The organism is Belnapia rosea (assembly GCF_900101615.1).
In the GTDB taxonomy this organism is placed as follows: Bacteria; Pseudomonadota; Alphaproteobacteria; order Acetobacterales; family Acetobacteraceae; genus Belnapia; species Belnapia rosea.
In genome coordinates this window covers 67897-93364 of record NZ_FMZX01000009.1, presented here as the reverse complement: position 1 = coordinate 93364, position 25468 = coordinate 67897, and the positions used below count along the sequence as shown (strand labels likewise).

Annotated in this window: 29 protein-coding genes; 15 read left to right on the top strand and 14 right to left on the bottom strand. The window is 70.5% G+C overall.

Annotated elements, in window-relative coordinates:
• Positions 1-3: 3 nt before the first annotated feature.
• The 6 genes from flhA to fliF are packed head-to-tail and all read right to left on the bottom strand — an operon-like array spanning position 4 to position 7106.
• A complete protein-coding gene (gene flhA / locus BLR02_RS16020; protein WP_090561642.1) occupies positions 4-2067 on the bottom strand; it encodes a flagellar biosynthesis protein FlhA in 2064 nt (687 codons plus the stop codon).
• A 3-nt stretch (positions 2068-2070) separates the two neighbouring features.
• Positions 2071-3441 (bottom strand): sigma-54 interaction domain-containing protein, encoded by a 1371-nt coding sequence (locus tag BLR02_RS16015; RefSeq protein WP_090561644.1) that lies wholly within the window; start codon positions 3439-3441, stop codon positions 2071-2073.
• A gap of 2 nt (positions 3442-3443) precedes the next feature.
• The gene (fliN, locus tag BLR02_RS16010; protein WP_245704813.1) at positions 3444-3767 is read right to left on the bottom strand and encodes a flagellar motor switch protein FliN; all 324 of its coding nucleotides are present in this window, start codon (positions 3765-3767) and stop codon (positions 3444-3446) included.
• 2 nt (positions 3768-3769) lie between these two features.
• Entirely contained in the window at positions 3770-4465 is a 696-nt protein-coding gene (locus BLR02_RS16005; RefSeq protein WP_090561645.1) for a hypothetical protein, read from the bottom strand.
• Positions 4462-5463, bottom strand: a complete 1002-nt coding sequence (gene fliG / locus BLR02_RS16000) for a flagellar motor switch protein FliG (protein ID WP_090663896.1) — start codon at positions 5461-5463, stop codon at positions 4462-4464. Before fliG ends, BLR02_RS16005 begins: the two co-directional genes overlap by 4 nt.
• Positions 5463-7106, bottom strand: coding sequence for a flagellar basal-body MS-ring/collar protein FliF (fliF, locus tag BLR02_RS15995; protein WP_245704812.1), 1644 nt, complete (start codon positions 7104-7106; stop codon positions 5463-5465). The genes fliG and fliF overlap by 1 nt, the downstream gene beginning before the upstream one ends.
• Before the next feature lie 247 nt (positions 7107-7353).
• On the opposite strand from fliF, the gene BLR02_RS15990 reads away from it, so the two are divergent.
• Positions 7354-8286 carry a ribose-phosphate pyrophosphokinase gene (locus tag BLR02_RS15990; protein WP_090561651.1) on the top strand — a complete coding sequence of 311 codons (933 nt, stop codon included), beginning with the start codon at positions 7354-7356 and terminating at the stop codon, positions 8284-8286.
• 102 nt (positions 8287-8388) lie between these two features.
• Here BLR02_RS15990 and BLR02_RS15985 read toward each other — a convergent pair whose 3' ends face one another.
• On the bottom strand, positions 8389-9486 hold the full coding sequence (locus BLR02_RS15985) for a branched-chain amino acid aminotransferase (RefSeq protein ID WP_090561653.1): 1098 nt from the start codon (positions 9484-9486) through the stop codon (positions 8389-8391).
• Positions 9487-9652: 166 nt separating this feature from the next.
• On the opposite strand from BLR02_RS15985, the gene BLR02_RS15980 reads away from it, so the two are divergent.
• Both BLR02_RS15980 and BLR02_RS15975 read left to right on the top strand, forming a co-directional pair.
• Entirely contained in the window at positions 9653-10270 is a 618-nt protein-coding gene (locus tag BLR02_RS15980; RefSeq protein WP_090561655.1) for a glutathione S-transferase family protein, read from the top strand.
• 2 nt (positions 10271-10272) lie between these two features.
• Positions 10273-10866 carry a histidine phosphatase family protein gene (locus tag BLR02_RS15975; RefSeq protein ID WP_090561657.1) on the top strand — a complete coding sequence of 198 codons (594 nt, stop codon included), beginning with the start codon at positions 10273-10275 and terminating at the stop codon, positions 10864-10866.
• Here BLR02_RS15975 and BLR02_RS15970 read toward each other — a convergent pair.
• The gene (locus BLR02_RS15970) at positions 10838-13459 is read right to left on the bottom strand and encodes a DUF2339 domain-containing protein (protein ID WP_090663895.1); all 2622 of its coding nucleotides are present in this window, start codon (positions 13457-13459) and stop codon (positions 10838-10840) included. The genes BLR02_RS15975 and BLR02_RS15970 overlap by 29 nt on opposite strands.
• 213 nt (positions 13460-13672) lie before the next feature.
• On the opposite strand from BLR02_RS15970, the gene BLR02_RS15965 reads away from it, so the two are divergent.
• From BLR02_RS15965 to BLR02_RS15940, 6 genes are read left to right on the top strand one after another with little or no spacing between them, the layout of a single operon-like run.
• Positions 13673-14356, top strand: coding sequence for a 50S ribosomal protein L25/general stress protein Ctc (locus BLR02_RS15965; RefSeq protein WP_090561661.1), 684 nt, complete (start codon positions 13673-13675; stop codon positions 14354-14356).
• A gap of 12 nt (positions 14357-14368) precedes the next feature.
• Complete coding sequence (pth, locus tag BLR02_RS15960) at positions 14369-14944, top strand: aminoacyl-tRNA hydrolase (RefSeq protein WP_090561663.1); 576 nt, start codon at positions 14369-14371, stop codon at positions 14942-14944.
• Complete coding sequence (locus tag BLR02_RS15955; RefSeq protein WP_090561665.1) at positions 14944-15408, top strand: hypothetical protein; 465 nt, start codon at positions 14944-14946, stop codon at positions 15406-15408. Before pth ends, BLR02_RS15955 begins: the two co-directional genes overlap by 1 nt.
• A gap of 9 nt (positions 15409-15417) precedes the next feature.
• The gene (gene ychF / locus BLR02_RS15950) at positions 15418-16512 is read left to right on the top strand and encodes a redox-regulated ATPase YchF (RefSeq protein ID WP_090663894.1); all 1095 of its coding nucleotides are present in this window, start codon (positions 15418-15420) and stop codon (positions 16510-16512) included.
• Positions 16513-16515: 3 nt separating this feature from the next.
• Entirely contained in the window at positions 16516-16989 is a 474-nt protein-coding gene (locus tag BLR02_RS15945; protein WP_090663893.1) for an MgtC/SapB family protein, read from the top strand.
• A 4-nt stretch (positions 16990-16993) separates the two neighbouring features.
• Positions 16994-17437 carry an MgtC/SapB family protein gene (locus tag BLR02_RS15940; RefSeq protein WP_090561670.1) on the top strand — a complete coding sequence of 148 codons (444 nt, stop codon included), beginning with the start codon at positions 16994-16996 and terminating at the stop codon, positions 17435-17437.
• Positions 17438-17444: 7 nt separating this feature from the next.
• Here BLR02_RS15940 and BLR02_RS15935 read toward each other — a convergent pair whose 3' ends face one another.
• Genes BLR02_RS15935 through BLR02_RS15925 form a run of 3 tightly spaced genes read right to left on the bottom strand, consistent with a single transcriptional unit; the run spans position 17445 to position 18516 of the window.
• Positions 17445-17837: a RidA family protein gene (locus BLR02_RS15935; RefSeq protein WP_090663892.1), complete on the bottom strand. Its 393-nt coding sequence runs from the start codon at positions 17835-17837 to the stop codon at positions 17445-17447.
• On the bottom strand, positions 17837-18271 hold the full coding sequence (locus BLR02_RS15930) for a hypothetical protein (RefSeq protein WP_090663891.1): 435 nt from the start codon (positions 18269-18271) through the stop codon (positions 17837-17839). The genes BLR02_RS15935 and BLR02_RS15930 overlap by 1 nt, the downstream gene beginning before the upstream one ends.
• 47 nt (positions 18272-18318) lie before the next feature.
• The gene (locus tag BLR02_RS15925; protein WP_090663890.1) at positions 18319-18516 is read right to left on the bottom strand and encodes a DUF4169 family protein; all 198 of its coding nucleotides are present in this window, start codon (positions 18514-18516) and stop codon (positions 18319-18321) included.
• Positions 18517-18559: 43 nt separating this feature from the next.
• On the opposite strand from BLR02_RS15925, the gene BLR02_RS15920 reads away from it, so the two are divergent.
• The 5 genes from BLR02_RS15920 (at position 18560) to BLR02_RS15900 (ending at position 22447) form a co-directional block, all read left to right on the top strand.
• Complete coding sequence (locus BLR02_RS15920) at positions 18560-19225, top strand: dienelactone hydrolase family protein (RefSeq protein WP_090561678.1); 666 nt, start codon at positions 18560-18562, stop codon at positions 19223-19225.
• Between the two features lie 122 nt (positions 19226-19347).
• Positions 19348-20340, top strand: a complete 993-nt coding sequence (locus BLR02_RS15915) for a TRAP transporter substrate-binding protein (protein WP_090561680.1) — start codon at positions 19348-19350, stop codon at positions 20338-20340.
• Positions 20341-20390: 50 nt separating this feature from the next.
• Positions 20391-20900 (top strand): TRAP transporter small permease, encoded by a 510-nt coding sequence (locus BLR02_RS15910; protein ID WP_090561682.1) that lies wholly within the window; start codon positions 20391-20393, stop codon positions 20898-20900.
• Complete coding sequence (locus tag BLR02_RS15905; RefSeq protein ID WP_090663889.1) at positions 20900-22219, top strand: TRAP transporter large permease; 1320 nt, start codon at positions 20900-20902, stop codon at positions 22217-22219. Before BLR02_RS15910 ends, BLR02_RS15905 begins: the two co-directional genes overlap by 1 nt.
• A gap of 72 nt (positions 22220-22291) precedes the next feature.
• A complete protein-coding gene (locus BLR02_RS15900) occupies positions 22292-22447 on the top strand; it encodes a DUF3309 domain-containing protein (protein ID WP_090561686.1) in 156 nt (51 codons plus the stop codon).
• Between the two features lie 53 nt (positions 22448-22500).
• Here the strand turns inward: BLR02_RS15900 and BLR02_RS15895 are convergent, their stop codons facing one another.
• Genes BLR02_RS15895 through BLR02_RS15885 form a run of 3 tightly spaced genes read right to left on the bottom strand, consistent with a single transcriptional unit; the run spans position 22501 to position 24247 of the window.
• The gene (locus tag BLR02_RS15895; RefSeq protein ID WP_090561688.1) at positions 22501-23427 is read right to left on the bottom strand and encodes a 3-hydroxyacyl-CoA dehydrogenase NAD-binding domain-containing protein; all 927 of its coding nucleotides are present in this window, start codon (positions 23425-23427) and stop codon (positions 22501-22503) included.
• A 4-nt stretch (positions 23428-23431) separates the two neighbouring features.
• Entirely contained in the window at positions 23432-23809 is a 378-nt protein-coding gene (locus BLR02_RS15890; RefSeq protein WP_090561689.1) for a rhodanese-like domain-containing protein, read from the bottom strand.
• 30 nt (positions 23810-23839) lie between these two features.
• Positions 23840-24247 carry an MAPEG family protein gene (locus BLR02_RS15885; protein ID WP_176849611.1) on the bottom strand — a complete coding sequence of 136 codons (408 nt, stop codon included), beginning with the start codon at positions 24245-24247 and terminating at the stop codon, positions 23840-23842.
• Positions 24248-24314: 67 nt separating this feature from the next.
• Here BLR02_RS15885 and hemW point away from each other — a divergent pair, with 67 nt between their 5' ends.
• Positions 24315-25466: a radical SAM family heme chaperone HemW gene (hemW, locus tag BLR02_RS15880; protein WP_090561693.1), complete on the top strand. Its 1152-nt coding sequence runs from the start codon at positions 24315-24317 to the stop codon at positions 25464-25466.
• Positions 25467-25468: the final 2 nt, after the last annotated feature.

Below are 25468 nucleotides of genomic sequence, written 5' to 3'. Positions count from 1 at the left end.
GGGTTAGACCGTGCCCACGGTGCGGATGCGGCTGCGCGGATGGATTTCCGTCTGGCTCAGCACCGTGGTCGAGGGGCGGAAGCGCTCGACGATGGCGCGGACATGACCGCGGATCCCGGCCGAGCAGACCAGCACCGGTGCCTCTCCCGCCGCCGCGGCGGCATCGAGCACCTCGCGCACCCGCTGCATGAATTCCTGCAGCCGCGAGGGCGCCATGGCGAGCTGCCGCTCCTCCGGCGGTCCGGCGAGGCTTTCGGCAAAGGCCAGCTCCCATTCCCCCGAGAGCGGCACCAGCGGCACATAGCCCTGTGGCCCGCGCGCCGCCTCGGAGAGCTGCCGTGCCAGCCGGCCGCGTACTGTCGCAAGGATCTGGCCCATGCCGCGGGCACCACCTGCGGTCGCCTCCTGCACGCCCTCAAGGATGGTCGGCAGGTCTCGGATCGAGACCCGCTCCGCCAGCAGCGCCTGCAGGACACGCTGCAGGGCACCGACGCCGATCTGCGCCGGGATGACGTCGGAGACGAGCTTCTTGTGTTCCGCAGGAAGTTCGTCGAGCAGCTTCTGCGTCTCGGCGAAGGAGAGCAACTCCGGCATGGTGTCGCGCACCGTCTCGGTCAGGTGGGTCGCCAGCACGCCGGCGCAGTCGACCACGGTGCAGCCCCGCGCCAGGGCCTCATCCCGCAGCGCCTCCTCGATCCAGAGCGCGGGCAGGCCGAAGGTCGGCTCATTCGTCCGCTCGCCGGGCATGGCCGGCACCTGGCCGGATGGATCGATGGCGAGGTGGAGCGGCGGGCGCAGCCGGCCTCGCGCGGCCTCGATCTCCTTCACCCGCAGGATGTATTCATCGGGGGGCAATTCCAGGTTGTCCTGGATGCGGACGCTCGGCAGGACGAAGCCCATCTCGCTCGCCATCGTGCGGCGAAGGCTGCGGATCTGCTCGGTCAGCCGCGGCGCCTCGCCGGCGGCCAGCGACAATAGCCCATAGCCGAGTTCCAGCCGCAGCAGGTCGAGCCGGAGGGCCTCGGCGACCGGCGGCTCCCCAGGCGGCGGCGGCGGCGGTGGTGGCGCCTCGGCCTGCTTGCGTTCCGCCTCGCGCCGATGCCAGGCCAGGGCGCCGCCGCCGCCGGCCAGCGCGAGGAAGGGCAGCAGCGGCATGCCCGGCATCAGCGCAAGGAAGCCTGCGGCACCGGAGGCCAAGGCCATCGGCTTCCAGCCGCCGCCAAGCTGGCGGCTCATCATCTCGTCGGCGCGCTCCTTGCTGGAGCCCTTGGTGACGACGATGCCGGCGGCGACCGAGATCAGCAGCGCGGGAATCTGGCTGATCAACCCGTCGCCCACGGTGAGGGTGGCGAAGGTCGTCGCCGCCTCGCCGATTGCCAGGCCATGCCGCAGCACGCCGATCCCGAGACCGCCCAGCAGGTTCACCACCGTGACGATCAGCCCGGCGATCGCATCGCCGCGGACGAATTTCGCCGCGCCGTCCATGGCGCCGTGGAAGGCGCTCTCCTGCTCCAATTCGCTGCGGCGGCGCCGTGCCTCCGGCTCGTCGATGATGCCGGCGGAGAGGTCGGCGTCGATCGCCATCTGCTTGCCCGGCATCGCATCCAGGCTGAACCGCGCCGCCACCTCGGCGATGCGGCCCGAGCCCTTGGTGACGACCATGAAATTCACGATCAGCAGGATGGCGAAGACGATCAGCCCGACCATCACGTCGCCGCCCATCAGGAAGCCGCCGAAGGCCGCGACGACATGCCCCGCCGCTTCCGGCCCCTCATGCCCATGGCTGAGGATGGTGCGCGTCGTCGCCACGTTGAGGGCAAGGCGCAGCAGGGTGGTGAGCAGCAGCAATTGCGGAAAGGCGGTGAATTCGAGCGGCGAGCGCAGGAACAGCGCAACCATCAGCACCAGCACGGAGAGGGTGATGGAGAGCGCCAGCCCGGCATCGAGCAGCAGCGTCGGCAGTGGCACCACCAGCACGGCCAGCAGCAGGCCGACGCCGATGGCCAGCGTGATATCACCCCCCGGCTGGAGGCGGTGCAGCCAGGCCGGCAGCGCGATGCCCCCCATCGGTCAGGCCTCCATCGGCCAGGGCAGCGGCGGATGCGCGGCCGGCACCGGCATGCCCTGGGCGCGGTACTCGTGCAGCTTGTTGCGCAGCGTGCGGATGGAGATGCCAAGGATCTCCGCCGCGCGGGTGCGGTTGCCGAGGCAGTGGCTCAATGTCTCGAGGATCAGGTCCCGCTCCACCTCCTCCACCTTCCGCCCGACGAGGCCCGAGAGGCTGCGTGACGCAGCAGGCTCCGCCCTCGCTGCCGGGCGCGGCTCCGCCTGGGGCAGTGGCGCCAGTAGGGTGAGTTCCACCGCCTCCGGCCCGATGGCCGGGCCGCGCGCCAGCAGCACGGCGCGGTGCAGCGTATTCTCGAGCTCCCGTACATTGCCCGGCCAGGGATGCGACAGCAGCAGCGCCTCGGCCGCCGGCGAGAGGGCGCGCTTCGGCAGCCCGTTGGCCTCGGCGTAGCGGATGGCGAAATGCCCGGCCAGCGCCAGGATGTCGAGCGGGCGTTCGCGGAGCGGCGGGATATGCAGCGCGAGCACGTTGAGGCGGTAGTAGAGATCGGCGCGGAAGCGGCCTGCCTGCACCTCCGCCGCGAGGTCGCGGTTGGTCGCGGCCAGCAGGCGCACATCGACCTTGATCGGGGCGCCGCCACCGAGCCGGTCCACCTCCCGCTCCTGGATCACGCGGAGGATCTTGGCCTGGAGCCGCGGGTCCATCTCGCCGATCTCGTCGAGCAGGAGGGTACCGCCATCGGCCTGCTCGAATTTGCCGCGCCGGGCCGCGACGGCGCCGCTGAAGGCGCCCTTCTCATGGCCGAAGAGCTCCGATTCCAGGAGGGCCTCGGGCAGTGCCGCGCAGTTCAACGCGACGAAAGGTCCCTGCATCCGGCGGCTGCTGCGGTGGATGTGGCGGGCCAGTACCTCCTTCCCCGTGCCGCTCTCGCCGGTGATCAGGATGCTGGCCTGGGCCGTGGCCAGTTGTGCCGCGCGGTCAAGCAGCGCCGCCATGGCCGGGTCGCGATGCACCGGGGCGTCCGCCTCGCCGGCGGCGGCGGCGAGCATGGCGGCAATCAACTCGGCATCCGGCGGCAGCGGCAGGAATTCCTTGGCGCCGGCGCGGATCGCCCGCACCGCGGCCGCCGCGTCGGCGTTGCGGCCGCAGGCGACCACCGGGCAGGCGATGCGCTCCGCCGCGAGTTGCTCCACCAGCCAGCCGATATCGTGCGTGACTTCGCAGAGCACGAGATCCGCCCCCACCGCCCGCAGCCGCTCGAGGCCGGAGGCAACGCCCTCCGCCTGGGCCAGCCGAGCCCCACGGGCCGTCGCCATGCGCGCGGCCAGGCCGAGTTCCGCCGTCAGCGCGCCGATGATGAGGAGCCTTGCCATGCTCAGATCCCCCGGTCGCCCTTGACGATTTCGGTCATGGTCACGCCAAGGCGGTTGTCCTCGACCATCACCACCTCGCCGCGGGCGACCAGGCGGTTGTTGACATAGATGTCGACGGCTTCGCCCAGCTTGCGGTCCAGCTCCACCACGGCGCCACGGCCGAGCTTCAGCAGCTGCGAGACCTGCATGGTGGCACGGCCGAGCACGGCGCTGACCTGCACCGGGATGTCATAGACCGCCTCGAGATCCCGTCCACCCGGCCCGGCGGGGCGCGGTGAGGCGTTGTCGAGCGGGCCCAGGGTCTCGAAGCCGGAAGGGTCGGCCATGGTCAGTCTTCCTCATTGGTGGGGTGCAGCCCGAAGCCGTGCAGCAGGGCGGCGATGGCGGCCTGCTGCGTTGCGGGCGAGAATTCGGCGCCGCCGCCATGCCAGGCGGCACGGATCGCGCCTGGCGCCAGGGCGGCATCCTCGGCGAGCCGGATATGCGGGTCCGCGATGCGCTGGCTGACCGCCCCGGCACAGCCCGGGGCGACATGCAGGGTGACCGCGATGCCTTCCTCCAGCAGCGGCGCCAGCTGGGTGGCGAGCCAGGCGGCGCTGTCGGGTGCAAGGCGGGCGGCGGCGGCCGGCAACGCGGCGCCGAGCGCGGCGATGAGGATCCCCGCCATCTCCGCCGCCGCGGCCTCGACCGCCGCCGCCACCCCGGCGCTGGCCTCGGCCAGACAGGCCGCGATGGCTGCGAGCGCAGCAGCCTCCCGCGCAGCCCGGCTGGCTGCTTCCGCGGCACGGCCGGCCGCCTCGCCATCGGCGTAGCCGGCCTCGCGCGCCGCATCGAGGCGCGCAGCCTCCGCCGCTGCCGCGGCGGCCTCGGCCTCGGCGGCCAGGAGAGCGGAATCGGGCCCTGGCTCGGCGCTGGGCGGCGGGGGAGGGGGCGCATCCAGGTCCGGGATCTCGAAAGGTGCCTCGGAGCGCGGCCCGGCCGGGGGGCGCCGCAGCAGGAGCAGGGGCTCGAAGGCGCCGCTCATGGCAGCATCTCCTCGTCCCGCCCATCCTGCAGGGTGATGGTGCCCTGTGCCGCCATGTCCTTGGCGGCAGCGACGATCGTCGCCTGGGCCTCGTCCACGTCGCGCAGCCGGACAGGGCCGAGCGCCGCGATATCGTCCCGCAGCAGCTTCGCCGCCCGCTCCGTCAGGTTCTTCATGAAGAGCTCGCGGAGGTTTTCGGAGGCGCCCTTCAGCGCCAGCGCCAGCTTGTCCTTCTCGACCGCGCGCAGCAGCGCCTGCAGCCCGTTGCCGTCGACACGCTGAAGATCCTCGAAGGTGAACATGAGGCCGCGGATGCGCTCGGCGCTGTCGCGGTTGCGCTCCTCGAGGGCGCCCAGGATGCGCGCCTCCGCCTGGCGGTCGAGGTTGTTGAAGATCTCCGCCATCATCTCATGCGCATCACGCCGCGCGGCGCGGGCGAGGTTCGACATGAACTCCATCTTGAGGGTGCGCTCGACGCCCTCCAGCGCCTCCTTCTGCACCGTCTCCATGCGCAGCATGCGCATGACGACCTCCATGGCGAAGCCTTCGGGCAGCAGGGCCAGCACGCGGGCGGCATGGTCGGCGCGGACCTTGGTCAGCACCACGGCGACGGTCTGCGGGTATTCGTTCTTCAGGTAATTGGCGAGCACGGCCTCATTCACATTGCCCAGCTTGTCCCACATGGTGCGGCCAGCGGGGCCGCGGATCTCCTCCATGATCTGGGCGACGCGGTCGGGCGGCAGGGTCTTCAGCAGCAGCCGCTCGGTGCTCTCGAAGCTGCCGGTCAGCGATCCGGCCTGGCCGAGCTGCTCGGCGAAGTCCTGGCACAGATCCTCGATCGTGCCGGACGGCACGGTGCCGAGGGTGGACATGGCGATGGAGAGGTCCCGGATCTCGTCCTCATGCATGCGGGCGAAGAGCTTCGCTGCATGCTCCTCCCCGAGCGCCAGCATCAGCGCCGCTGCCTTCTGCGGCCTGGTGAGCGGCATCTTCGCCATCAGCCCGCCTCCTCCGGTGCCAGCCAGCGGCGCAGCACCGAGAGCGCCTCATCCGGATGCTGCTCGACCAGCTCCAGCAGGTTGTTGATCGCCGAGGCACGGAGCTGGCCCTCGATCTGGGCGCGACTCAGCATTGTTTCCCCGCTGCCAGGCAGCCTTGCAGCCTCGGCCGTGCCGTCGGTCATCGCCTCGCCTTCCCCTGCAACAATGGCCTCCGCCAGCACCGGTGCTGGCGGGGCGAGGCTGGCCGTCACGCGGCCGATCACCGGCCGGCCGAGCGCCAGGATGGCCGCCAGCGCCACCACGGCCAGCAGCCCGCTCTCGATCAGCCGGGTCGCCAGCGCGGGCGTGATGGGCAGACCGAGGAAGCCCGGTGGCTCCAGCGGCCCCTGCGCCTCCTCGACGAAGCGCATGGAGACAACCTCCACCTTGTCCCCCCGCCGCTCGTCGAAGCCGACGGCGCTGCGCACCAGGCTTGCGATCCGCGCCAGCTCCTCCGGCGTCCGCTCCCGCCAGGCGCCGGCGGCATCGGCCACGCCATCGACCAGCACGGCGACCGACAGGCGGCGCACCACCGGATGCTCGCGCAGCGTGCTGCGGCTGGAGCGGCCGATCTCGAAATTGGTGGTTTCTTCCTGCCGGTTCTCCGAGCTGGCGCCGCCGGGGGCGGCCTCCTGTCCCGGCAGGTTGGTGGCGACCGAGGTCGATGGCGGCTCCGCCCCGCGATTCTGCTCGGTCACGCTCTGGGTGCTGCGCGGCACCTGGTTCTCCGGATCGAAGCGCTCCTCACGCGTCTCCACCCGGTCGAAATCCATCTCGACCGTCGCCTCGGCGCGGACACGGCCGGGGCCGAGGCTCCGCTCGAGCAGCTCCTCCACTGCCCGGCCGATCCGCATCTCCTGCGCCCGCCGCAACTCCTCCTGGTTGAGGGCCTGAGCGGCGCCGGCCAGCGCCTGACCGCCACGCGCCAGCAATTCGCCCCGGCTGTCGACGATCGAGACATGCTGCGGCTTGAGGCCGGGCACGGCCGTGGCAACCAGATGGAGCACTGCCTGCACCCCCTCGCGGTCCAGGCGCTGGGCGCCCTGCATGGCGAGCACCACGCTGGCCTGGGCCTCGCCCCGTTCACGGGAGAAGGCCTCCCGCCGCGGCAGCACCAGATGCACCCGGGCGGAGCGCACCCCGGCAAGGCCACGGATGGTGCGGGACAACTCCCCCTCCAGGGCCCGCAGCCGGTTCACATCCTGCTGGAAGGGGCTGGTGGTGAGGCTCTCGGAACGGTCGAAGATCTCCCAGCCGACGCCGCCGCCGGAGGGCAGCCCCTCCCGCGCCAGCATCAGGCGGAGCCGGGCCACCTGATCGGTTGGCGCCAGCACCTGGGTGCCGCCGGCGGTCAGACGGAAGGGAACCCGCTGGCGCTCCAGCATGGCGACGACCGCAGCGGCATCCCGGCCTTCCAATTCCCCGAACAGGGGGCTCATCGGCACCTCCCCGGCGCGGAGCGCCATCACGGCCAGCAGGGCGAGCAGCCCGGCCGCGACCCCGGCCAGCGCCAGGAGACGCCCTCGCCCGAGGGCCTTCAGGCCGTCGATCACCCCGTTCATCGGTCCCGCCCAGCCGCGTATGGCCGATGCATCGCTCATTCCCCGGTCAGCCTTTTGCCAACGGGCAGAATTTGCCGGATGGGGGATTACCTGCCGGTTAAAAGCCGGACCGCCATTCCGCCCGGCTGCCACGGAAGCGTCCCTGGCCTGTCACGGAGGCGGGCAAGGGCGATTTACAGGCCCCCGCCCGCTTGGTATCTCCCGCCCCGCCCCGCGTTAGGCGGGCTTCGGCGGCGTCCGGATCGCGAATGGTACGGATGGCGCACAGACAGGGGTCCGGCCGGGCATGAAGATCGTCGCCTGCAACAGCAACCGGCCGCTGGCCGAGGCGGTCGCCGCTTCGCTCGGCCTGCCGCTCACCAGTGCTTCCATCCGGCGCTTCGCCGATATGGAGGTCTTCGTGGAGATCAACGAGAACGTCCGCGGCGAGGACGTCTTCGTGGTGCAGAGCACCAGCTACCCGGCGAACGACAACCTGATGGAGCTGCTGATCACGCTCGACGCGCTGCGCCGAGCCAGCGCCCGCCGCGTCACCGCCGTGATCCCCTATTTCGGCTATGCCAGGCAGGACCGGAAATCAGGCTCGCGCACGCCGATCTCGGCGAAGCTAGTGGCCAATGTCATCACCGCGGCCGGCGCCCACCGGGTGCTGACGATGGATCTGCATGCCGCGCAGATCCAGGGATTCTTCGACATCCCCGTCGACAACCTGTTCTCCGCGCCGCTGTTCTCGCGGGACATCATGGAGCGCTACAAGGGCCGTGACCTGATGGTGGTCAGCCCGGATGTCGGCGGCGTGGTCCGCGCCCGCGCCATGGCGTCGCGCCTCCATACCGACCTCGCCATCATCGACAAGCGCCGCCCCCGCGCCGGCGTCTCCGAGGTGATGAACGTGATCGGCGAGGTCGAGGGGCGGCACTGCATCCTGGTCGACGACATCGTCGATTCCGGCGGCACCCTCTGCAACGCAGCCGAGGCGCTGATCAAGAACGGCGCGAGCGGCGTCTCGGTCTATGTCACCCACGGGGTGTTCTCGGGCGGCGCCGTGGCCCGCGTCGGCGCCTCGCCGATCGAGAACATGACGGTGACGGACAGCATCCTGGCGACGGAGGCGGTTCGCGTCTCCTCGAACATCCGCCAGGTGACCATCGCCCCGCTGCTGGCCGAGGCGATGCGCCGCATCTCGGAAGAGAGCTCGGTCTCCTCCCTGTTCAATTAATTCCCACGACGCCGCTGCGCGGCGCCGCGGGGAGCCGGTCTTGCTTTCCGCCCGAGGCTCCAGAATCGTCCCGCGGCAAAGCCGCGGGAAGGCCTGCTCCCTTCAGGCCGCGACGGGGGCCTCGACCACGCTCGTCCAGCCATGCGGGTCCGGCGCCCGGCCGTACTGGATCGCCGTGATGGCGTCGTAGAGACGCTGCGTCAGCGCCCCGGTCTGCCCGCCGCCGATGACGACCTTCTGGTCCTTGTAGCCAAGCTCGCCCACCGGCGAGACCACGGCCGCGGTGCCCGTGCCCCACATCTCCTGCAGCGAGCCGTCGCGCCCGGCCTGCATCACCTCCTCGATCGAGATGCGACGTTCGGAAACGCGCAGCCCCCAGTCCCGCATCAGGGCCAGTGCCGAATTCCGGGTTACGCCATCGAGGATGGTGCCGCCGAGCGGGGGGGTGATCACCTCGTCGCCGATGCGGAGCATGATGTTCATGGTGCCGACCTCGTCGATCCAGCGCCGCTCGAGCGCGTCAAGCCAGAGCACCTGGGTATAGCCCTGCCGCTCCGCATCGCGCTGGGCCGAGAGCGAGGCGGCGTAGTTCGCCGCCGTCTTCGCCTCGCCGAGCCCGCCCTGCACGGCGCGCACATACTTGTCCGTCGCCAGGATGCGCACCGGCTTCACCCCCTCCTTGTAGTAGGAGCCGACCGGCGAGCAGATGACGAAATAGGTGTAGCGATGCGCCGGATGCACGCCGAGCATCACCTCCGTCGCCACGACGGTCGGGCGGATATAGAGCGAGGTGCCGGGGCTGCGGGGCACCCACTCGTGGTCGGCGGCGACGATCGCCTCGAAGCTCCGGCGGATCAGCCCGGCATCCATCTCCGGAATGCAGAGCGCGGCGCAGGAGCGGTTGAGTCGCTCCGCATGGCGCTGGGCGCGGAACAGCCGCACCTGGCCATCCTCGCCGCGGAAGGCCTTCAGCCCGTCGAACACCGCCTGGCCGTAATGCAGGACGGAGGTGGCCGGATCCATGGTCAGCGGGCCATAGGGCACCACGCGCGGGCTGTGCCAGCCCTGGCCCTCGTCGTACTCCATCAGGAACATGTGGTCGGTGAAGACCTTGCCGAAGGACAGCGAGGCATCGGCCGGCCGCTGCTGCGGCGACCGCGTGCGGGTGATGCTGATGGTGGTGTCAGGGGAGGATGGCATCGCGCCCGCTTCCGTTGTTTTGTTTCTCGGCATGCCACATTAGCGCAACACCCATGCCGCATGAACCCTCTGCACGGTCATTCCAGCCATGCAAGCCGGCCCGGAATCCCTCTTGCCGGCCGGCCCGGGCTCGGTTCATCTGCCGGCACAACCTGGGAGGCTCCCGATGAAGCTGTTCTATGCGCCTGGCGCCTGTTCGATCGGCATTCACGTGCTGCTGGAGGAGATCGGCAAGCCCTATGAGCCGGTGCTGCTGAACACCAAGGAAGGCGCCCAGTTCAAGCCGGAATTCACCAGCCTCAACCCGAAATCCAAGGTGCCGACGCTGGTGCGGGACGATGGCTCGGTGCTGACGGAATACCCCGCCATCGCCCTCTGGCTGGCCAGCACCTTTCCCGAGGCGAAGCTCCTGCCGCAGGGTGCGGAGGGTCTCGCCAAGGCGCTGGAATACACCGACTATGCCGTGGCGACCCTCCATATGCAGGGCTTCTCCCGCATCTTCCGGCCGAGCAATTTCGCCCCGAACGAGGCGGACCACGAGGCGGTGAAGGCCAGGGGCGTCGAGATCTTCGAGAAGGGCCTCGGGCTTTTCGACAAGGCGCTGGAGGGCAAGCAGTACCTGCTCGGCGAGTTCTCCTTCGCTGACAGCGCGCTCTTTTACGTCTCCTTCTGGTGGGCGGCGCGGCTGAACAAGACCCTGCCGCCGAACGTCGCCGCGCATTACGAGCGGATGAAGGCCCGCCCCGCGGTGCAGCGCACCATGGCCGCCGAGGGCTTCGCCTGAGCATGCCGGACGCCATGGCGGAGAAGCTGAACCCCATCCCCTTCTGGTTCCTCCGCCATGGCGAGACGGACTGGAACGCCCAGGGCCTGTCCCAGGGCCGGACGGATATCCCGCTGAACAGCGTCGGCCTGCTGCAGGCCCGGCGGGCGGCGAAGACGCTGGTGGGCATCGGCGGCATCGCCACCATCGTCGCCTCGCCCCTGATCCGGGCGAAGGTCACGGCCGAGATCGCCGCCGAGGCGCTTGGGCTGCCTGTCGCCCTCGACAAGGGGCTGCAGGAGGTCTGCTTCGGCGAGCAGGAGGGCCAGCCCATGGGCGACTGGTACGACGACTGGATCGCCGGCCACTACACCCCGGCCGGAGCGGAGCCCTTCGCCGGGCTGCTGGCCCGTGCCGTCGCCGCCATCAACCGCGCCACGGCCCGGCCCGGCCCCGTCCTTGTCGTGGCGCATGGCGCGCTGTTCCGGGCGCTGCGCCTCGCCTTCGGCCATGAGCCGAATGTGCGGACGCCGAACGCCCTGCCGATCCGGTGCGAGCCGCCGGCCGATGGCAGCTCCGCCTGGGCCGTCACCCCGGCGGAACTGGCGCCGGAGTGACGACGAAGCGGCGATAGACCGCGCCCAGCGCGATCAGCGCCAGGCCGAGCCCGAGGAAGCTGAGCACCCGCCACAGCCCCTCGAGCTCGGCCATGTCGATGAAGACGGCCTTGAGGATGGTCAGCCCGATCACCCCAAGCGCTGCCAATCGCAGCGCCGGCACCTGCTGGCGGATGCCGAGCGCCAGCAGCCCCGCCCCGAAGACGAGCCAGGCGCCGCTATAGGCATAGAGCTCGGACCCGCCCACCGGCTCCAGATCGAGCGCCATGCCGCCGGGGTGGAAGCGATGCCGCGTTTCCAGCGTCACCCAGGCAAAGCCGGCCAGCAGGGCGTAGCAGGCCAAGATCCGCGCCAGCAGCCTTGGCGCCAACCCGCGCAAGGCAAGGCCGGCGAGGGCGCCGGGCACCGCATAGGCCAGGGCCAACTCGTTGAAGACCGGTACGGGCAGCAGCCCCGCCTCGCTGTCGAAGGCCGGGTTGGCCAGGACCAGCACGGCACCGAAGCCGGCCACGCCAGTGAAGAGCAGCCGCCAGCCCACGCCCAGGACCCGCCGCCCGCCGAGACGCCTCTCCAGCCAACGGGTGAGGCTGGCGAGCAGCGCCAGGGCGGTGAGCTGCAGCGCCGCCTCGCGGAAGCTCCAATCCGCGCTCCCGGCCCAGTCGCCACCGGTCATGGCGTGGCGGATCTCGGCCAGGACCAGCACGGTGGTGAAAGCCAGCGCCCCGGCCTCCAGCACCCCGACCAGCAGGTCGTCCCGCCGGCGGCGGAACATCGCGGCAGCCAGGGCGAAGCTGGCGGCGGGCAGGCCATAGGCTGGCAAAAGGCCGTTCAGCACCGGTGTCGCGCCCACCGCGTATTCGGCGACATGCCAGTTGAGCAGCAACCGCACCAGCACCAACCCGGCCACCGCCAGCGCCACCCGACGCAGCGGCGCGAGGCCGCTCCGCCCCTCCACCCAGGCAAGCGGCGGCAGGAAGAGGGCGACGGCGAGGGTCAGCCACTGATCGGCCAGCACCATCGCCGCCCCAAGTGCGAGCGCCGCCATGGCGCCGGCGGCATGCGCGCCCGCCCGCTGCACCGCCCCGGCTCGCATGGCCAGGCCAGCGAGCCCGGTCGAGGCAGCGGCCAGCGCCAGCGCCGCCAGCGCCCAGCCCCCGTCGAGGGCGAAGCCTCGCACCCGCGCATAGGCCACCAGCAGGGTCAGGACCGGGACGGCAGCCGGCAGGGCCGCCCATGCCAGGGACCGCGCCGAACGCCGTTCCTGCCAGGCTCCGGTCAGCCCATGCATCGCCGCCAGCAGCAGCGCGGCGCCGAGGAAGGGGCGCAACGCCTCCGGCGGCCAGGGGTGGATGGGCAGCAGCGCCTGCACCATCCCATCGATCGTCACCGCCTCCTCGGGTGCCAGCCAGGCCGGGATGGTCCAGGCGAGCAGCGCCAGCAGCCCCGCGAGCGCAGCCAGGAAGGGTAGCGGCATCAGCCGCCTCTCCCATGCCGCGTTGGCCAGGGCGATGGGCGAGAACAGGAGAATCCCGGCCGCCGGGGCGAGGCTGCCCGCTCCGGGCACCAGCACCAGGCCGGCCGCGGCGAGCAGGGCGAAGGGCAGCAAGGCAAGCCGCCGGCCGAGCCCGCTCGCCAGGGCCGCCCGTGGCAACAGCCCGACATGCAGTCCGGCGGCTGCCGGAGCGAAGAGGGCAGGGGCCCAGGCCGCGGCCGAATCCGCGGCGATCATGCCGCCCGCCACCACCCAGGCCGCCGATGCTCCGGCCGCGCACCAGCCGAGCCAGGCGGCCCCGACCTGCCGCAGCACTGCCAGCGCCGCCGCGGTCACGGCCAGCAGGTAGAGGAAGAGTCCGGGCAGCGACGGGTCCTGCGTCTCGACCAGGGCGGGTGTGACATAGGCGCCCGCGATGCCAATGGCCGCCACCACCGGCCCGAAGGCCAGGGCAAGCGTGATTCCGGCCAGCGCCACCAGTGCCAGCAGGGCGAAGCCCGCCAACGGCGGCACCAGCCCATACATCGGCCCGGTCGCATAGGCGGCGCCGAAGAGGATGGCGAGGCCACCCGCCGCAAGGGCCGGCGGCGCCTGGTCCGGCCAGGGGATGCCCGGCCGTTCCGCCGCCGGCCGCCGCCGCAGCCAGAAGGCCCCGCCGATCAGCAGGAGGCCGAGCAGCCCGGCCAGCGCGCAGCGCGGCCCCGGCCCGAGCCAGCCCTCCTCCACCGCGGTTCGCACCAGGAAGACGCCGGCCAGCAGCAGGGCCCCGGCACCGAGCCAGGTGCCCCAGCGCAGGGTGAGCAATTCCTCAAGGCCCGGCCGCCGCCGTGATGGCCCGGCTGGCGGTGGTCCGGCTGCAAGGGCGGGTTCCTCCACCGGCTTCGGGGCCGGCTCCACGGGCTCGACCGGTGCGGGCGCCTCTGCCGGCTTGTCCCAAGGGGAAGGCAGCGGGGCCGGTGCGGCGAGCGGGGCGCCGTTCCGCACCGCATCCTCCAGTGCCTGGACCCGGCGCTGGAGGGCGCTCGCCTTCCGGTATCCGGCGATGCCGAGCGCCCAGCCCAGAAAGAAGCCGAGCACCAGGAGAATGAGGAAGCCTTCCATGCCGGAACGCTCCGCCGGCGCATCAGGCAGGTCAAGCCACGGCCAGTTGCAGCGCCTGCCCTTTCCAGCGCCCCCTTTGCAGCGCTCTGTTGCCAGCAGGTGGCCGATCCGCTAAGGCCCCCACGTCGCGGGCACCCCTGGAGGCCCGCGCACTCGGCGTTGGGCAATCGGCCCCATACCGGGTCCATATCCTGAGCATACGGAGCACCGACCATGGTCCAAACCATCCGGATCGAGGCCGAGGCGCGTGAGCAGGCCGGTAAGGGGGCGGCGCGCGCAACTCGGAAAGGGGGACTTGTCCCCGCAGTCATCTACGGCGCGAAGCAGGAGGCGACGCTGATCGCCCTCGACCCGCGTGACGTGATGAAGGAATTGCACAAGGGCGGCTGGCAGAGCCACCTGTACGAGGTCGCCGTGAAGGGTGGCGGGACGGAGCGCACCTTGATGCGCGACATCCAGTTCCACCCGGTGACCGACCGGCCGTTGCATGTGGACTTCCAGCGCCTCGCCGCCGGCCAGCGCATCCGCGTCCGCGTGCCGGTGGCCTTCCTGAACGAGGATACCTGCCCGGGCCTCAAGGCTGGCGGCGTGCTGAATGTCGTCCGCCGTGAGATCGAGGTGCTGGCCGACCCGGACGCCGTGCCGGAAGCCTTCCAGATCGACCTGGCGGAAGCTGGCATCGGCGACAGCCTGCGCTGGTCCGCGGTGAAGGATAGCTTCGGTACCAAGGCGGTGCTCGACCGCGACTTCGTGGTGGCGACCATCGCCGCCCCGACGGTGGTCGAGGAAATCGCCCCGGTGGCTGCTCCGGCGACGGAGACGGCGCCGAAGGGCAAGGCTGCCAAGGGCGGCGCCGCCCCGGCCGCTGCCGCCAAGGCTCCTGCGAAGAAGAAGTAAGGTCGAACGGCGATGCTGCTCTGGGTTGGCCTGGGCAATCCCGAGCCCTCCCAGGCGCGGCATCGCCACAATATCGGGTTCATGGCGCTGGACGCGATCGTCCGGCGTCATGGATTCTCCCCCTGGCGCAGCCGCTACAAAGGCCTTGTTGCCGAGGGCAGCATCGCGGGGGTCAAAGTCCTCGCCCTCAAGCCGCAGACCTACATGAACGGCTCCGGCGAGTCGGTGCAGCCTGCCGCCGGTTTCCACAAGATCCCGCCCGGCGATATCTGGGCCTTCCATGACGAACTCGACCTCGCCCCCGGCAAGGTCCGGGTGAAGCGCGGGGGTGGCGCGGCCGGGCATAACGGCCTCCGTGACATGCAGCGGGCCCTTGGCACGCCGGATTTCTGGCGCGTGCGCCTCGGCATCGGCCATCCCGGCCACAAGGATCGCGTGACCGGCCATGTGCTCGGCAATTTCGCCAAGGTGGATACCTGGCTCGAGCCCTTGCTCGATGCGCTTGCCGAGACGGCGCCGCTGTTGGCCACCGGCAAGCCCGAGGAATTCATGACCCGCATCGCCCTGCTCACCCAGGAGGCCCGCTGATGCAGCCGGAGGATGAGGCCGATTTCGCCGCCCAGATGATGGGTGGCCCCGGGCCCGGGGACTTCGCCAATGGCGCCGCGGCTCTCGCCGCCGCCCTGGTGCGGGAGGCTGCGGTGCTGGCCCAGGCCGCTGCCTCCCTCCGTGCCGCCGCGGCGGTGACGCCGGGCGACCCGATGGGCGGCCCGCTCTCCGATATCCGCCGCCAGCGTCTTGCCATGGCCGCCGCCGGGGAGGCCGCGTTGAAGGCCGCCCTGCTGCTGGAGGCCGCCGAACTCATCGCTCCCGGCGGGGACCCGGCCGAGCGCATCGCCGCCGCCGCCCGCCGCGCCGGCGTCGCCCCCCATCTGCTGGTGCCGTCGCTTCGCGCCGCCTCGCTCTCCCTCGGCACCGATGACGGCGCCGCCCGCATCGCCGCCACCACCATCGCCGAGGCGCTGGCCCAAGCCCTCGCCAGCGCCGCCTAGGAGTTCACCATGGGTTTCAACTGCGGCATCGTCGGCCTACCCAATGTCGGCAAATCGACTCTCTTCAACGCCCTGACCGAGACTGCCGCGGCCCAGGCGGCGAACTACCCCTTCTGCACGATCGAGCCGAATGTCGGCCGCGTCGGCGTGCCCGACCCGCGGCTGCAAGCGCTGGCGAAGATCGGCAAGAGCCAGAAGATCGTCCCCACGACGCTTGAGTTCGTCGACATCGCCGGCCTGGTCCGTGGCGCCTCCAAGGGCGAGGGCCTCGGCAACCAGTTCCTCGCCAATATCCGCGAGGTGGATGCCATCGTTCATGTCCTCCGCTGCTTCGAGGATGGCGACGTCACCCATGTCGAGGGCAGCGTCGACCCGGTGCGCGACGCCGAGACGGTCGAGACCGAGCTGATGCTCGCCGATCTCGATGGCCTCGAGAAGCGCCAGCTCGGCCTGCAGAAGCGCGCCCGCAACGGCGACAAGGAGGCGACACAGCAGCTCTCGCTGATCGACCCCATCGTGAAGGCGCTGCAGGACGGCAAGCCGGCCCGCACCGCGGTGCCGAAAGGCGAGGAGGAGGCGGCGAAGCGGCTGCAGCTGCTGACGACCAAGCCGGTGCTCTATGTGTGCAACGTGGAGGAAGCCTCGGCCGCCTCCGGCAATGCCCAGTCGGAGCGGGTCTTCGCCATGGCCCGCGCGCAGGGTGCGAGCGCGGTGATCGTCTCCGCCGCCATTGAGGCCGAGATCAGCCAGATGGCGCAGGAGGACCGCGGCGACTTCCTCGAGAGCCTCGGCCTGCACGAGGGCGGTCTCGACCGCGTCATCCGCGCCGGCTACGCCCTGCTCGGCCTGCTCACCTATTTCACGGTGGGCCCGAAGGAGACGCGGGCCTGGACCATCACGCGTGGCATGAAGGCGCCGCAGGCCGCCGGCGTCATCCATGGCGATTTCGAGCGCGGCTTCATCGCCTGCGAGACCATCGCCTATGACGACTACATCGCCCTTGGCGGCGAGCAAGGCGCCAAGGAGGCCGGCAAGATGCGGGTCGAGGGCAAGGAGTATGTGGTGAAGGACGGCGACGTCCTGCTCTTCCGCTTCAACGTCTGATCCATGTTCGGCGGCGCCTGGGATTGGCTGACGGCGGATGTCACCCTGCTCGGTCTGCCGCTCGCCTTCGTGCTGGGCGCGCTGGTCGGGCTGGAGCGGGAGTGGCGGCGCAATGCCGCCGGCCTGCGCCCCTGCGTCCTCGTCTGCACCACCGCCGCGGCCTTCGCCGATCTCGTGGTGGTGCGGGTCGATCCGGGCAATCTCGGTGCCGGCTTCGGGGCGATCGCCACCGGGGTCGGCTTCCTCGGCGCCGGCGCGATCATGAAGGACGGCGCCTCGATACGCGGTCTTTCCACGGCGGCGACTCTCTGGTGCCTCGCCGCCATCGGCGCCAATGCCGGGGCGGGGGAGGAGGTGGCGGCCATCTGGCTCACACTCCTCGTGCTCGCGGTCAATATCGTCCTGAAGCCGGCGGCCCGGGTGGTCCGCCGGCGCCGGCCGCCGCGCTCGGAGGATGAGGGGCTGATGGAAGGCTGAGCCGATGCTGCCCGGGTCCTTCAGCGCCAATGCGCTGGCCGTCGCCATCGCCTTCGGCCTCGGGGCGCTGATTGGGGCGGAGCGGGAATGGCGCCGCCATCCAGGCGGGTTGCGGTCATGCGCCATCGTGGCGGCCGCGGCCTGCATCTTCGCCCGCATCGCCGTGCTGCATGGCGGCAGCAATCCTGGTGCGGCGCTTGGCGCCATCGCCACCGGGGTGGGTTTCCTCGGCGCCGGGGTGATCCTGCGGCGTGGCATGACGGTCCGGGGCCTCTCCACCGCCGCCACCTTCTGGGCCGTGGCCGCCATCGGCACCGCGAGCGGCCTCGGCGACTACGGCATGGCGCTGGCTCTCACCGCGCTGGTCTTCTTCGCCCATGTGCTGCTGCGGCGGCTCTCCGCCTGGATCGAGCGGCGGGCGCCACCTTCCGAGGGCGGACCGCGATAAGCGCTCGTCAGGGGCGCCGCGCCACCGCCTCGATCTCCACCACTGCGCCGAGCGCGAGGGCCGTGACGCCGATGCAGACCCGGCTCGGGCGTGCTCCCTCCGCAAAGCTCCGGGCCCAGACCTCGTTCAGCGCCGCGTAATCGGCCTCGAAGCGGGTGAGATAGACCCGGCAGGACACCAGGTTCTCCATCCCGAGGCCGAGCGCCGCGAGCACGCGCGCGAGGTTGCCGAGTGCCCGCTCCGCCTGCGCCGCGCAACCCTCCGGCAGCGGCGCCGCCGGGTTGTCCAGGTCCCGGCCGAGCTGGCCGGTCAGGTGGATCCAGCCATCGGCCTCCACCGCATGGCTGCTGGGCGAGACGCCGGGTGGGAGGCCGGCCAGGATATGGCACCGGGGCAGCATCAGTTGCGCTTCACCAGGCGCACTGCATAGGTGCACAGCCCGTTGCGGTACTCACCCTGGAACAGGCCATCGGCGAAGAGGCCCGCGGTGGCGATGGTGCGGTCGAGCGCATCGACCATGCGGATCGAGCCGTCAGCATTCACCGTGCCGGTCTGGGTTTGCCGGATCTGCGGGTTCAGCGCGAAGACGGCCCGGCCCTGCGTAATCGTGATCTCCCGTTCGCCGGAGGGCGCGCGGGGGCATTCCCGTGTCCGGTCGGGGTTGAGGGTCACGGTGCCGATCCAGCGCCCGTCGAATTCGGTCACACGGGACGGGGGTGGGGCGGCTCGTGCCGTGGCGGTGCCGGAGGGGGCAGAGGTCGCCTCGGGCAGCGCGGTCTCGTTGGCGCAGGCGGCCAGCAGCAGAAGGCCGAGGATGGGAAGGGGATGGCGCATGCGGGTCCCTGATGGTGGCCGTGGAGTCGGGACAGGGAGGAAATCCCTCAGCCGTCCTCGGCGCAAGCCTCCGGCCCTTGCCGTGCCCCATCAAGCAGCGCCTGGCGCCGCGCCTCGGCCCTCCGGTCATTCGCCTTTTCGGCTGCCGTCCGGCCATGCTTCGCCCGGTTGGCTGCCGCCTCGGCCGTGGCCTGCGCCCGGGCCTGCCGTTTCTTCGCCTGCTTCAGGTTGACGATTTCGCCCATGCCCGCAGCATAGGCCCTGCAACCCAGAAGGGGAGGGCTTTCCATGCCGACCATCGAGCTGACCGCCGCCGACGGCCATGTGCTCAGCGCCTATACTGCCGGGCCCCCCGAGGCCAAGGCGGGTCTCGTCGTCGTGCAGGAGATCTTCGGGGTGAACCGGCACATGCGCCGGGTCTGCGACGATTTCGCCGCCGCGGGCTATGCCGTCGTCAGCCCCGCGCTGTTCGACCGGGCGGAGCGCGGCACCGAGCTTGGCTATGAGGGAGGCGATATCCAGCGCGGCCTCGGCCTGCGTGGCCAGATCGACCCGGGCAAGACGCTGCTGGACATCCTTGCCGCCGCCGCTGCCCTGCCGCGCGGGCTCAAGCGCGGCATTGTCGGCTATTGCTGGGGCGGGACCATCGCCTGGCATGGCGCAACACGCAGCAGCGCCTTCTCGGCCAGCGTTGGCTGGTATGGCGGCGGCATCGCCGCGGCACGGGATGAGAAGCCGACCTGCCCGGTGCAACTCCATTTCGGCGAGACGGATGGCTCGATCCCGATGACGGATGTGGAGGCGATCCGGCAGGCCCAGCCGGGCGTCGAGGTCTTCGTCTATCCCGGCGCCGGCCATGGCTTCGGCTGCGAGGAGCGAGGCAGCTACGTCCCCGCCGATGCGGCCCGCGCGCAGGAGCGGACGCTTGCCTTCTTCGCCGCCCATCTCGGCTGATCCTGCTGGCGGGGCGCGGGGACGGGCTGCCAAGGCCCAGTTCCCACCCGGCATGATTTGCGGTTACCCTCCCGTTCAGAGTCGGCACCAAGCCGGCCGAGTCCGTCCAAGGGAGAATAAGAATGTACCGCAGGTCCCTGCTCGGCGCGGCGCTGGCCGCGCCCGCCCTCCTCGCCATCCCCGTTCGCGCCCAGGGCACGATCACCCTGAACGGCGCTTCCCAATTCGGTGACGACCACCCCTATACCAAGGCGCTCGTCCGCTTCGAGGAGCTGGTGAAGCAGTATTACGGCAAGCCGGTCAACTTCGTCCTGCACAAGAACAGCAGCCTTGGGCTCGAGAAGCAGTATTTCGAGTACATGGCCCAAGGCCGGGCCGTGGACTATGCCATCGTCTCGCCGGCCCATATGTCCACCTTCTCGAAGGCGGCACCCTTCGTCGACGCGCCCTTCCTGTTCCGGGACACGGCTCATTGGAACGCCGTGCTCGACCAGGACATGTTCAAGCCGGTGGCCGATGAGGTGGAGAAGCGCGCCCGGGTGGCGATGATCGGCTATGGCGGCGGCGGCGTGCGCAACATCTTCTTCAACAAGCGCGTGACCAACCTCGCCGGGCTGAAGGGCCTCAAGGTCCGTGTCCAGGGCGCCCCCATCTGGTCGCGCACCTTCTCCGCCATCGGCATGTCGCCGACCGTCATTGCCTATAACGAGATCTACAACGCCATCCAGAACAACGTCATCGATGGCGGCGAGAACGAGGCGGCCGGCGTCGAGCAGATGCGCTTTTACGAGGTGGCGCCGCAGCTCTCGATGACGCAGCATGCCATCACCATCCGCCCGCTCTGCGTCTCGACCCAGGTCCTGGGCCGCCTGCCCAACGACCTGCAGGCGGCGATCCGCCGCGCCGGCCGCGAGGCCAGCGCCTTCCACCGCACGGCCGAAGCCGGCGCCGACAGCCAGATTCTCGAGACGCTCGAGAAGGGCGGCCGGCTGCATCGGGTGGAGTTCACCGAGCGGGCCGAGATGAAGCGTCTCGTCGATCCGGTGATGGCCGCCTATGCGCGGGAGATCGATGCCGAGGGCATCCTCAACCGCATCAACGCGCTGACCGCCTGACCTCCCGCGCGGCACCGGGGCCGACCCGGTGCCGCCTGCAAGGAATCCCTATGCTGCCTCATGCCCCCGGCGCGCCGGCGCTGCTGCGCCGCGTGAATGCCGCGCTCGCCAGCCTTATCGCCTTCCTGCTGATCATCAGCGTTGCCGTCCTCGTCTTCCCCGTCACGCTGCAGATCCTCTCGCGCTACACGCCGCTCATCCCGGCCTATATCTGGACGGAGGAGCTGGCGCGCTTCTGCCTTGTCTATGCGGTGATGCTGGGCGCCATGCTGGCAGTGCGGGAGGGAACGCATTTCGTCGTAGATGTCTTCCCGCGGCTCTCACCCCGCGGCGAGGCCAAGGTCGAGCTCGTCGCCGGCAGCTTCGTGCTGATCTTCGCCCTTGTCTTTCTCTGGTGGGGGTGGGAGTTCACCGAATTTGCCATCTACCGCATCAGCGAGCTGGCGGAGCTGCCGCTCTGGATCATTCACGCCGCCTGGCCCATCGCTGGCGCGGTCTGGCTCCTGTTTGAGGCGGAGCGGATGCTGAACGCGGCCGCGGTGCTGAGGGAGCAGGCGTGATGGGCGGCAATGTCCTCGGCGCCGGCAGCGCCGCGCAGATCCTCTTCGGCATCTTCTTCCTCTTGCTGGTGCTGCGCGTGCCGGTCGCCGTCGCGCTCGGCCTCGCCTGTCTGCCGATCCTGCTCATCGAGCCGCGGCTCTCGCCCATGATGCTCGCGCAGGAGACCTTCAACGCCTACAACTCCTTCATCCTGCTTGCTGTTCCCTTCTTCCTGCTGACCGCCAACCTGATGAATATCGGCGGCATCACGGACCGTCTGATGACGCTCTCACGCACCCTGGTCGGGCATTTCCCGGGTGGGCTCGCGCAGATCAACGTGGTGCTCTCCTTCTTCTTCGCCGGCATCTCGGGCAGCAGCACGGCCGATGCGGCCAGCCAGTCCAAGATCTTCATCGAGGCGCAGCGGAAGGAGGGTTATGACGACAGCTTTTCCGTCGCCATCACCGCCGTCTCGGCGGTGCTCGCCGTCATCATCCCGCCCTCCATCCTGATGATCGTCTGGGGCGGCGTGCTGACGGTCTCGATCGGGGCGCTCTTCCTCGCCGGCGTCATCCCCGGCGCACTGATCGCGATCGTGCAGATGGGCACCGTCCATGCCTATGCGAAGGCGCGTGGCTACCCGACCTATCCGCGGGCGATGCTGGGCGAGGTCGGCCGCGCCTTCCTCGTCTCCATCCCGGCGCTGATGACGCCGCTCATCATCATCGGGGGCAAGATCTTCGGCTGGTTCACCGCGACGGAGAGCGCCTGCATCGCCGTGCTCTATGCCGGCTTCCTCTCGCTGCTGGTCTATCGGGAGATGGATTGGCGCGGTCTCGTCAACGCGCTTGGCGATACCGGCCGGCTGGCCGGCGTCACCCTGTTCTGCGTCGGCACTGCCTCGGCCTTCGGTTGGCTTCTGGCCTTCTATCAGATCCCTGAATACCTGCTGTCGGGCGTTCAGGCCTGGGGCATGGGGCGGATCGGCACCGGCTTCTTCATCGCTGGCGTCTTTCTCGTCGTCGGCTGCTTCCTCGATGCCATTCCAGCCATCATCATCGTCGGCGCCATCCTCCAGCCACTGACCCAGGCGGTGGGGATGGACCCGGTGCATTTCGCCATGATCGGCATCATCTCCCTGGCCTTCGGCCTGGTGACGCCGCCCTATGGCCTATGCCTGATGATTGCCTGCTCGGTCGCCGGGATGCGTGTCGGCGATGCGCTGAAGGATACGATGATCATGCTGCTGCCGATGTTCGGGGTGCTGGCATTGATCATCCTCTTCCCCTCGATCGTGCTGCTGCTGCCCAGCCTCGTCTCGCCGGAATTTCTGCGTTGACCTGATCGCAACCACGCCCATTTAATAACGTTGGCTCTTCGCACCGGCACGGTGCCGGACGGAGGGCGAGCGATGAATTCGACGATCCTGTTGATCATCCTGATCGTGGTGCTGCTGGGCGTGCTTCCAACCTGGCCCTACAGCAGTGGCTGGGGCTACTACCCGAGCGGCATCCTTGGAATTATCGTCGTCGTGCTGCTCATCATGGCCCTGACGGGGCGCCTGTAACGGGGCAGGGGGCCGCATCCGCGAGGCCGCCTGGCGGCCTCGCGGGCATCCGGTCAGCCGGTTTTCGCCGCCAGCAGCCGCACCAGCGCGGCATCCCGGTCCGCCGCCAGCGCGGGGATCGGCCGCCCGCCGGTTTCCTGCGTGACGCCGTCGATCAGCGCCTTCTGCAATTCCGGCGTCAGCACCGGGTTGCCAAGGCTCTCCCACCAACTCGTCACCGCAGGCATCAGGTGGTGCATGAAATGGGCGTAGCCGCCTTCGCCACCGGCCAGGTGGAAGGTGGCATGGGGCCCCATCAGCGCCCAGCGCAGCCCAGGCCCCTGGCTGATCGCGGCGTCCACATCGGCGACGCTGGCGACGCCCTCCGCCACCATATGCACCGCCTCGCGCCACAGTGCCGCCTGCAGCCGGTTTGCTAGGTGCCCCGGCACCTCCTTGTTCAGCACGATCGGGTACTTGCCGATTGCCTGGTAGAAGGCGACCGCCGCCTGCACCGCCTCCGGGCTCGCCGTCGTGCCGCCGACCACCTCGACCAGCGGAATGAGGTGGGGCGGGTTGAAGGGATGGCCGATCACCACCCGCTCCGGATGGGTACAGCCCTCGGACAGGCGGCTGACCAGCAAGCCGGAGGAGGAGAGGAGGATCAGCGCACCCTCCGGCAGCGCCGCGCTGATGGCGCGCAGCAGCGGCTGCTTCACTTCGTAGCGCTCCGGCGCGCTTTCCTGCACGGCATCGCAGCCCTCGACGGCCTTGACCGGGTCCGGCTCGAAGCGCCAGCGCCCCGGATCGGCATCGGCCGTCGCCCCGAGCTGCTGCAGGATCGGCCAGGCCGTCTCCACCATGCGGCGGATCAGGCCGGGTGCATCGGGGGAGGGGTCGCTCGCCACCACCTCCAGCCCGCGGCTGAGGAACCAGGCGGCCCAACTCGCGCCGATCGTCCCGGCGCCGATGACCGCGATGCGGCGGATGGGGCGCGCCATGGCGTCAGCCTTTTTCCACGGCGCCGCCGTTCTCCACCCAGTCCTTGAAGCCGCCCAGGTTGCGCACATCGCCATAGCCGAGTTGCTTCATCATCTGCCCGGCCAGCGCGGCGCGGCCGCCCGAGGCGCAGTAGGTGATGACGGTGGGCTTGCCGAGCGCCGGGTCCCGCGCCGGGCTCTCCGGATCCACGCGGAACTCGAGCAGGCCGCGCGGAATGGGGAGCGCGCCCGGCACCTTGCCGGAGGCGGCGATCTCCGCCGGCTCGCGCAGGTCGATGAAGACGGCCTCACCCTTGGCGTGCAGCGCCTGGGCCTCGGCCGGGCTGATCCGCGGCACCGCGGCATTGGCTGCGGCCACCATCTCCTTCACGGTCGTGGTCATGGCTTTCCCTCCTCGGTGTGACGGGGAAGGCTAGCCCAGGACATTGATCGCCGTAAGCGCCCGGCCGAGCACGGCGAGGCTGGCGATGATCAGCACCGCGAGGGTCAGTATCGCCCCGCCGCCCCGGGCCGGCCGCAGATCCGGCTCCCGGCTGATGCCGATGGCGTGGAGGATGCGCGCCACCAGCAGCCCCGCACCCAGCAGGTGCAGCAGGAAGGCGGAGAGCTTCAGGCCCTCGCCCAGGCCGATGAGGATCAGGATGATCGGCACGAATTCGGCGAAATTCCCATGCGCCCGTACTGCCCGGTGCAGGCCCCGGTCTTCGCCGTTGCCGAGCATGACCCCGGTGCCGAAGCGGCCGCGGACCACCAGGAGGGTCAGCCCGGCATAGACGAGGCCGAGCAGGGCGGCGTAGAGGGCGGTGACCGGAAGCGGCATCTTTCTGGTCCTGGCTTGGGGCCGCGCGTTCGACAAGCCGCCTGCGCATCGCCATATCGGGCCCATCATGGAACCCCTCGCGCTCTATATCCACTGGCCGTTCTGCCTGCGAAAGTGCCCGTATTGCGATTTCAACAGCCATGTGCGCGCAGGCATCGATCAGGCCGCATGGCGTTCGGCGCTGCGGCAGGAGTTGGCGCATGAGGCGGCGCGGGTAGGCCGGCGGCCGCTCGCCAGCATTTTCTTCGGCGGCGGCACGCCGAGTCTGATGCCGCCCGAGACGGTGGCCGCCCTGATCGCCGAGGCCCGCGCATTGTTCGAGGCGCCGCCCGACCTCGAGGTGACGCTGGAAGCCAACCCGACCAGCGTCGAGGCTACCCGCCTTGCCGAGATCCATGCAGCCGGGGTCAACCGCCTCTCCCTCGGCGTCCAGGCGCTCGACGGGGCGGCGCTCCGCTTCCTCGGCCGCGAGCACAACGCGGCGGAGGCGGTGGCGGCGCTGGAGACCGGGCGCGCGATCTTCCCCCGCCTCTCCTTCGACCTGATCTATGCCCGCCCCGGCCAGCCCGAGGCCGCCTGGCGGGCCGAGTTGCGCCAGGCGCTGGCGCTCGCCGCCGACCACCTCTCCCTCTACCAACTCACCATCGAACCGGGGACGCGCTTCGCCACCGAACATGCCCGTGGCGCCTTCACCCTGCCGGATGCCGAGGAGGCCGCCCGGCTCTACTGGGCTACGGTGGAGGAGGCGGCCCGCTTCGGCCTCGCCCCCTACGAGATATCGAACTACGCAAAAGCGGGCGCCGAGAGCCGGCACAACCTCACCTACTGGCGCTATGGCGACTATCTCGGCATCGGCCCCGGTGCGCATCAGCGCCTCCTGCTGGGAGGCGTGATGCTCGCCACCCGGCGCCATCGTGCGCCGGAGGAATGGCTCGCCCGTGTCGGCCGCCATGGCCATGGCACGGTGGAGGAGGAGCGCCTTGCACCCGAGGACCGTGCGCGCGAGGCGTTGCTGATGGGCCTTCGCCTAGCCGAGGGCGTCGATCCGGCGCGTATCGAGGCACGCAGCGGCCTGGCGCTCGCCAGCGCGCTCGACCCGGCGATGCTGCTGGCCTGTATCGAGGAGGGCTATCTCGAATGGACGGAGGCCGGCCGCCTCCGCGCCACCGATGAGGGCCGCATGCGGCTCGACGCCATGCTGCCCGTGCTGCTGCGCTAGAT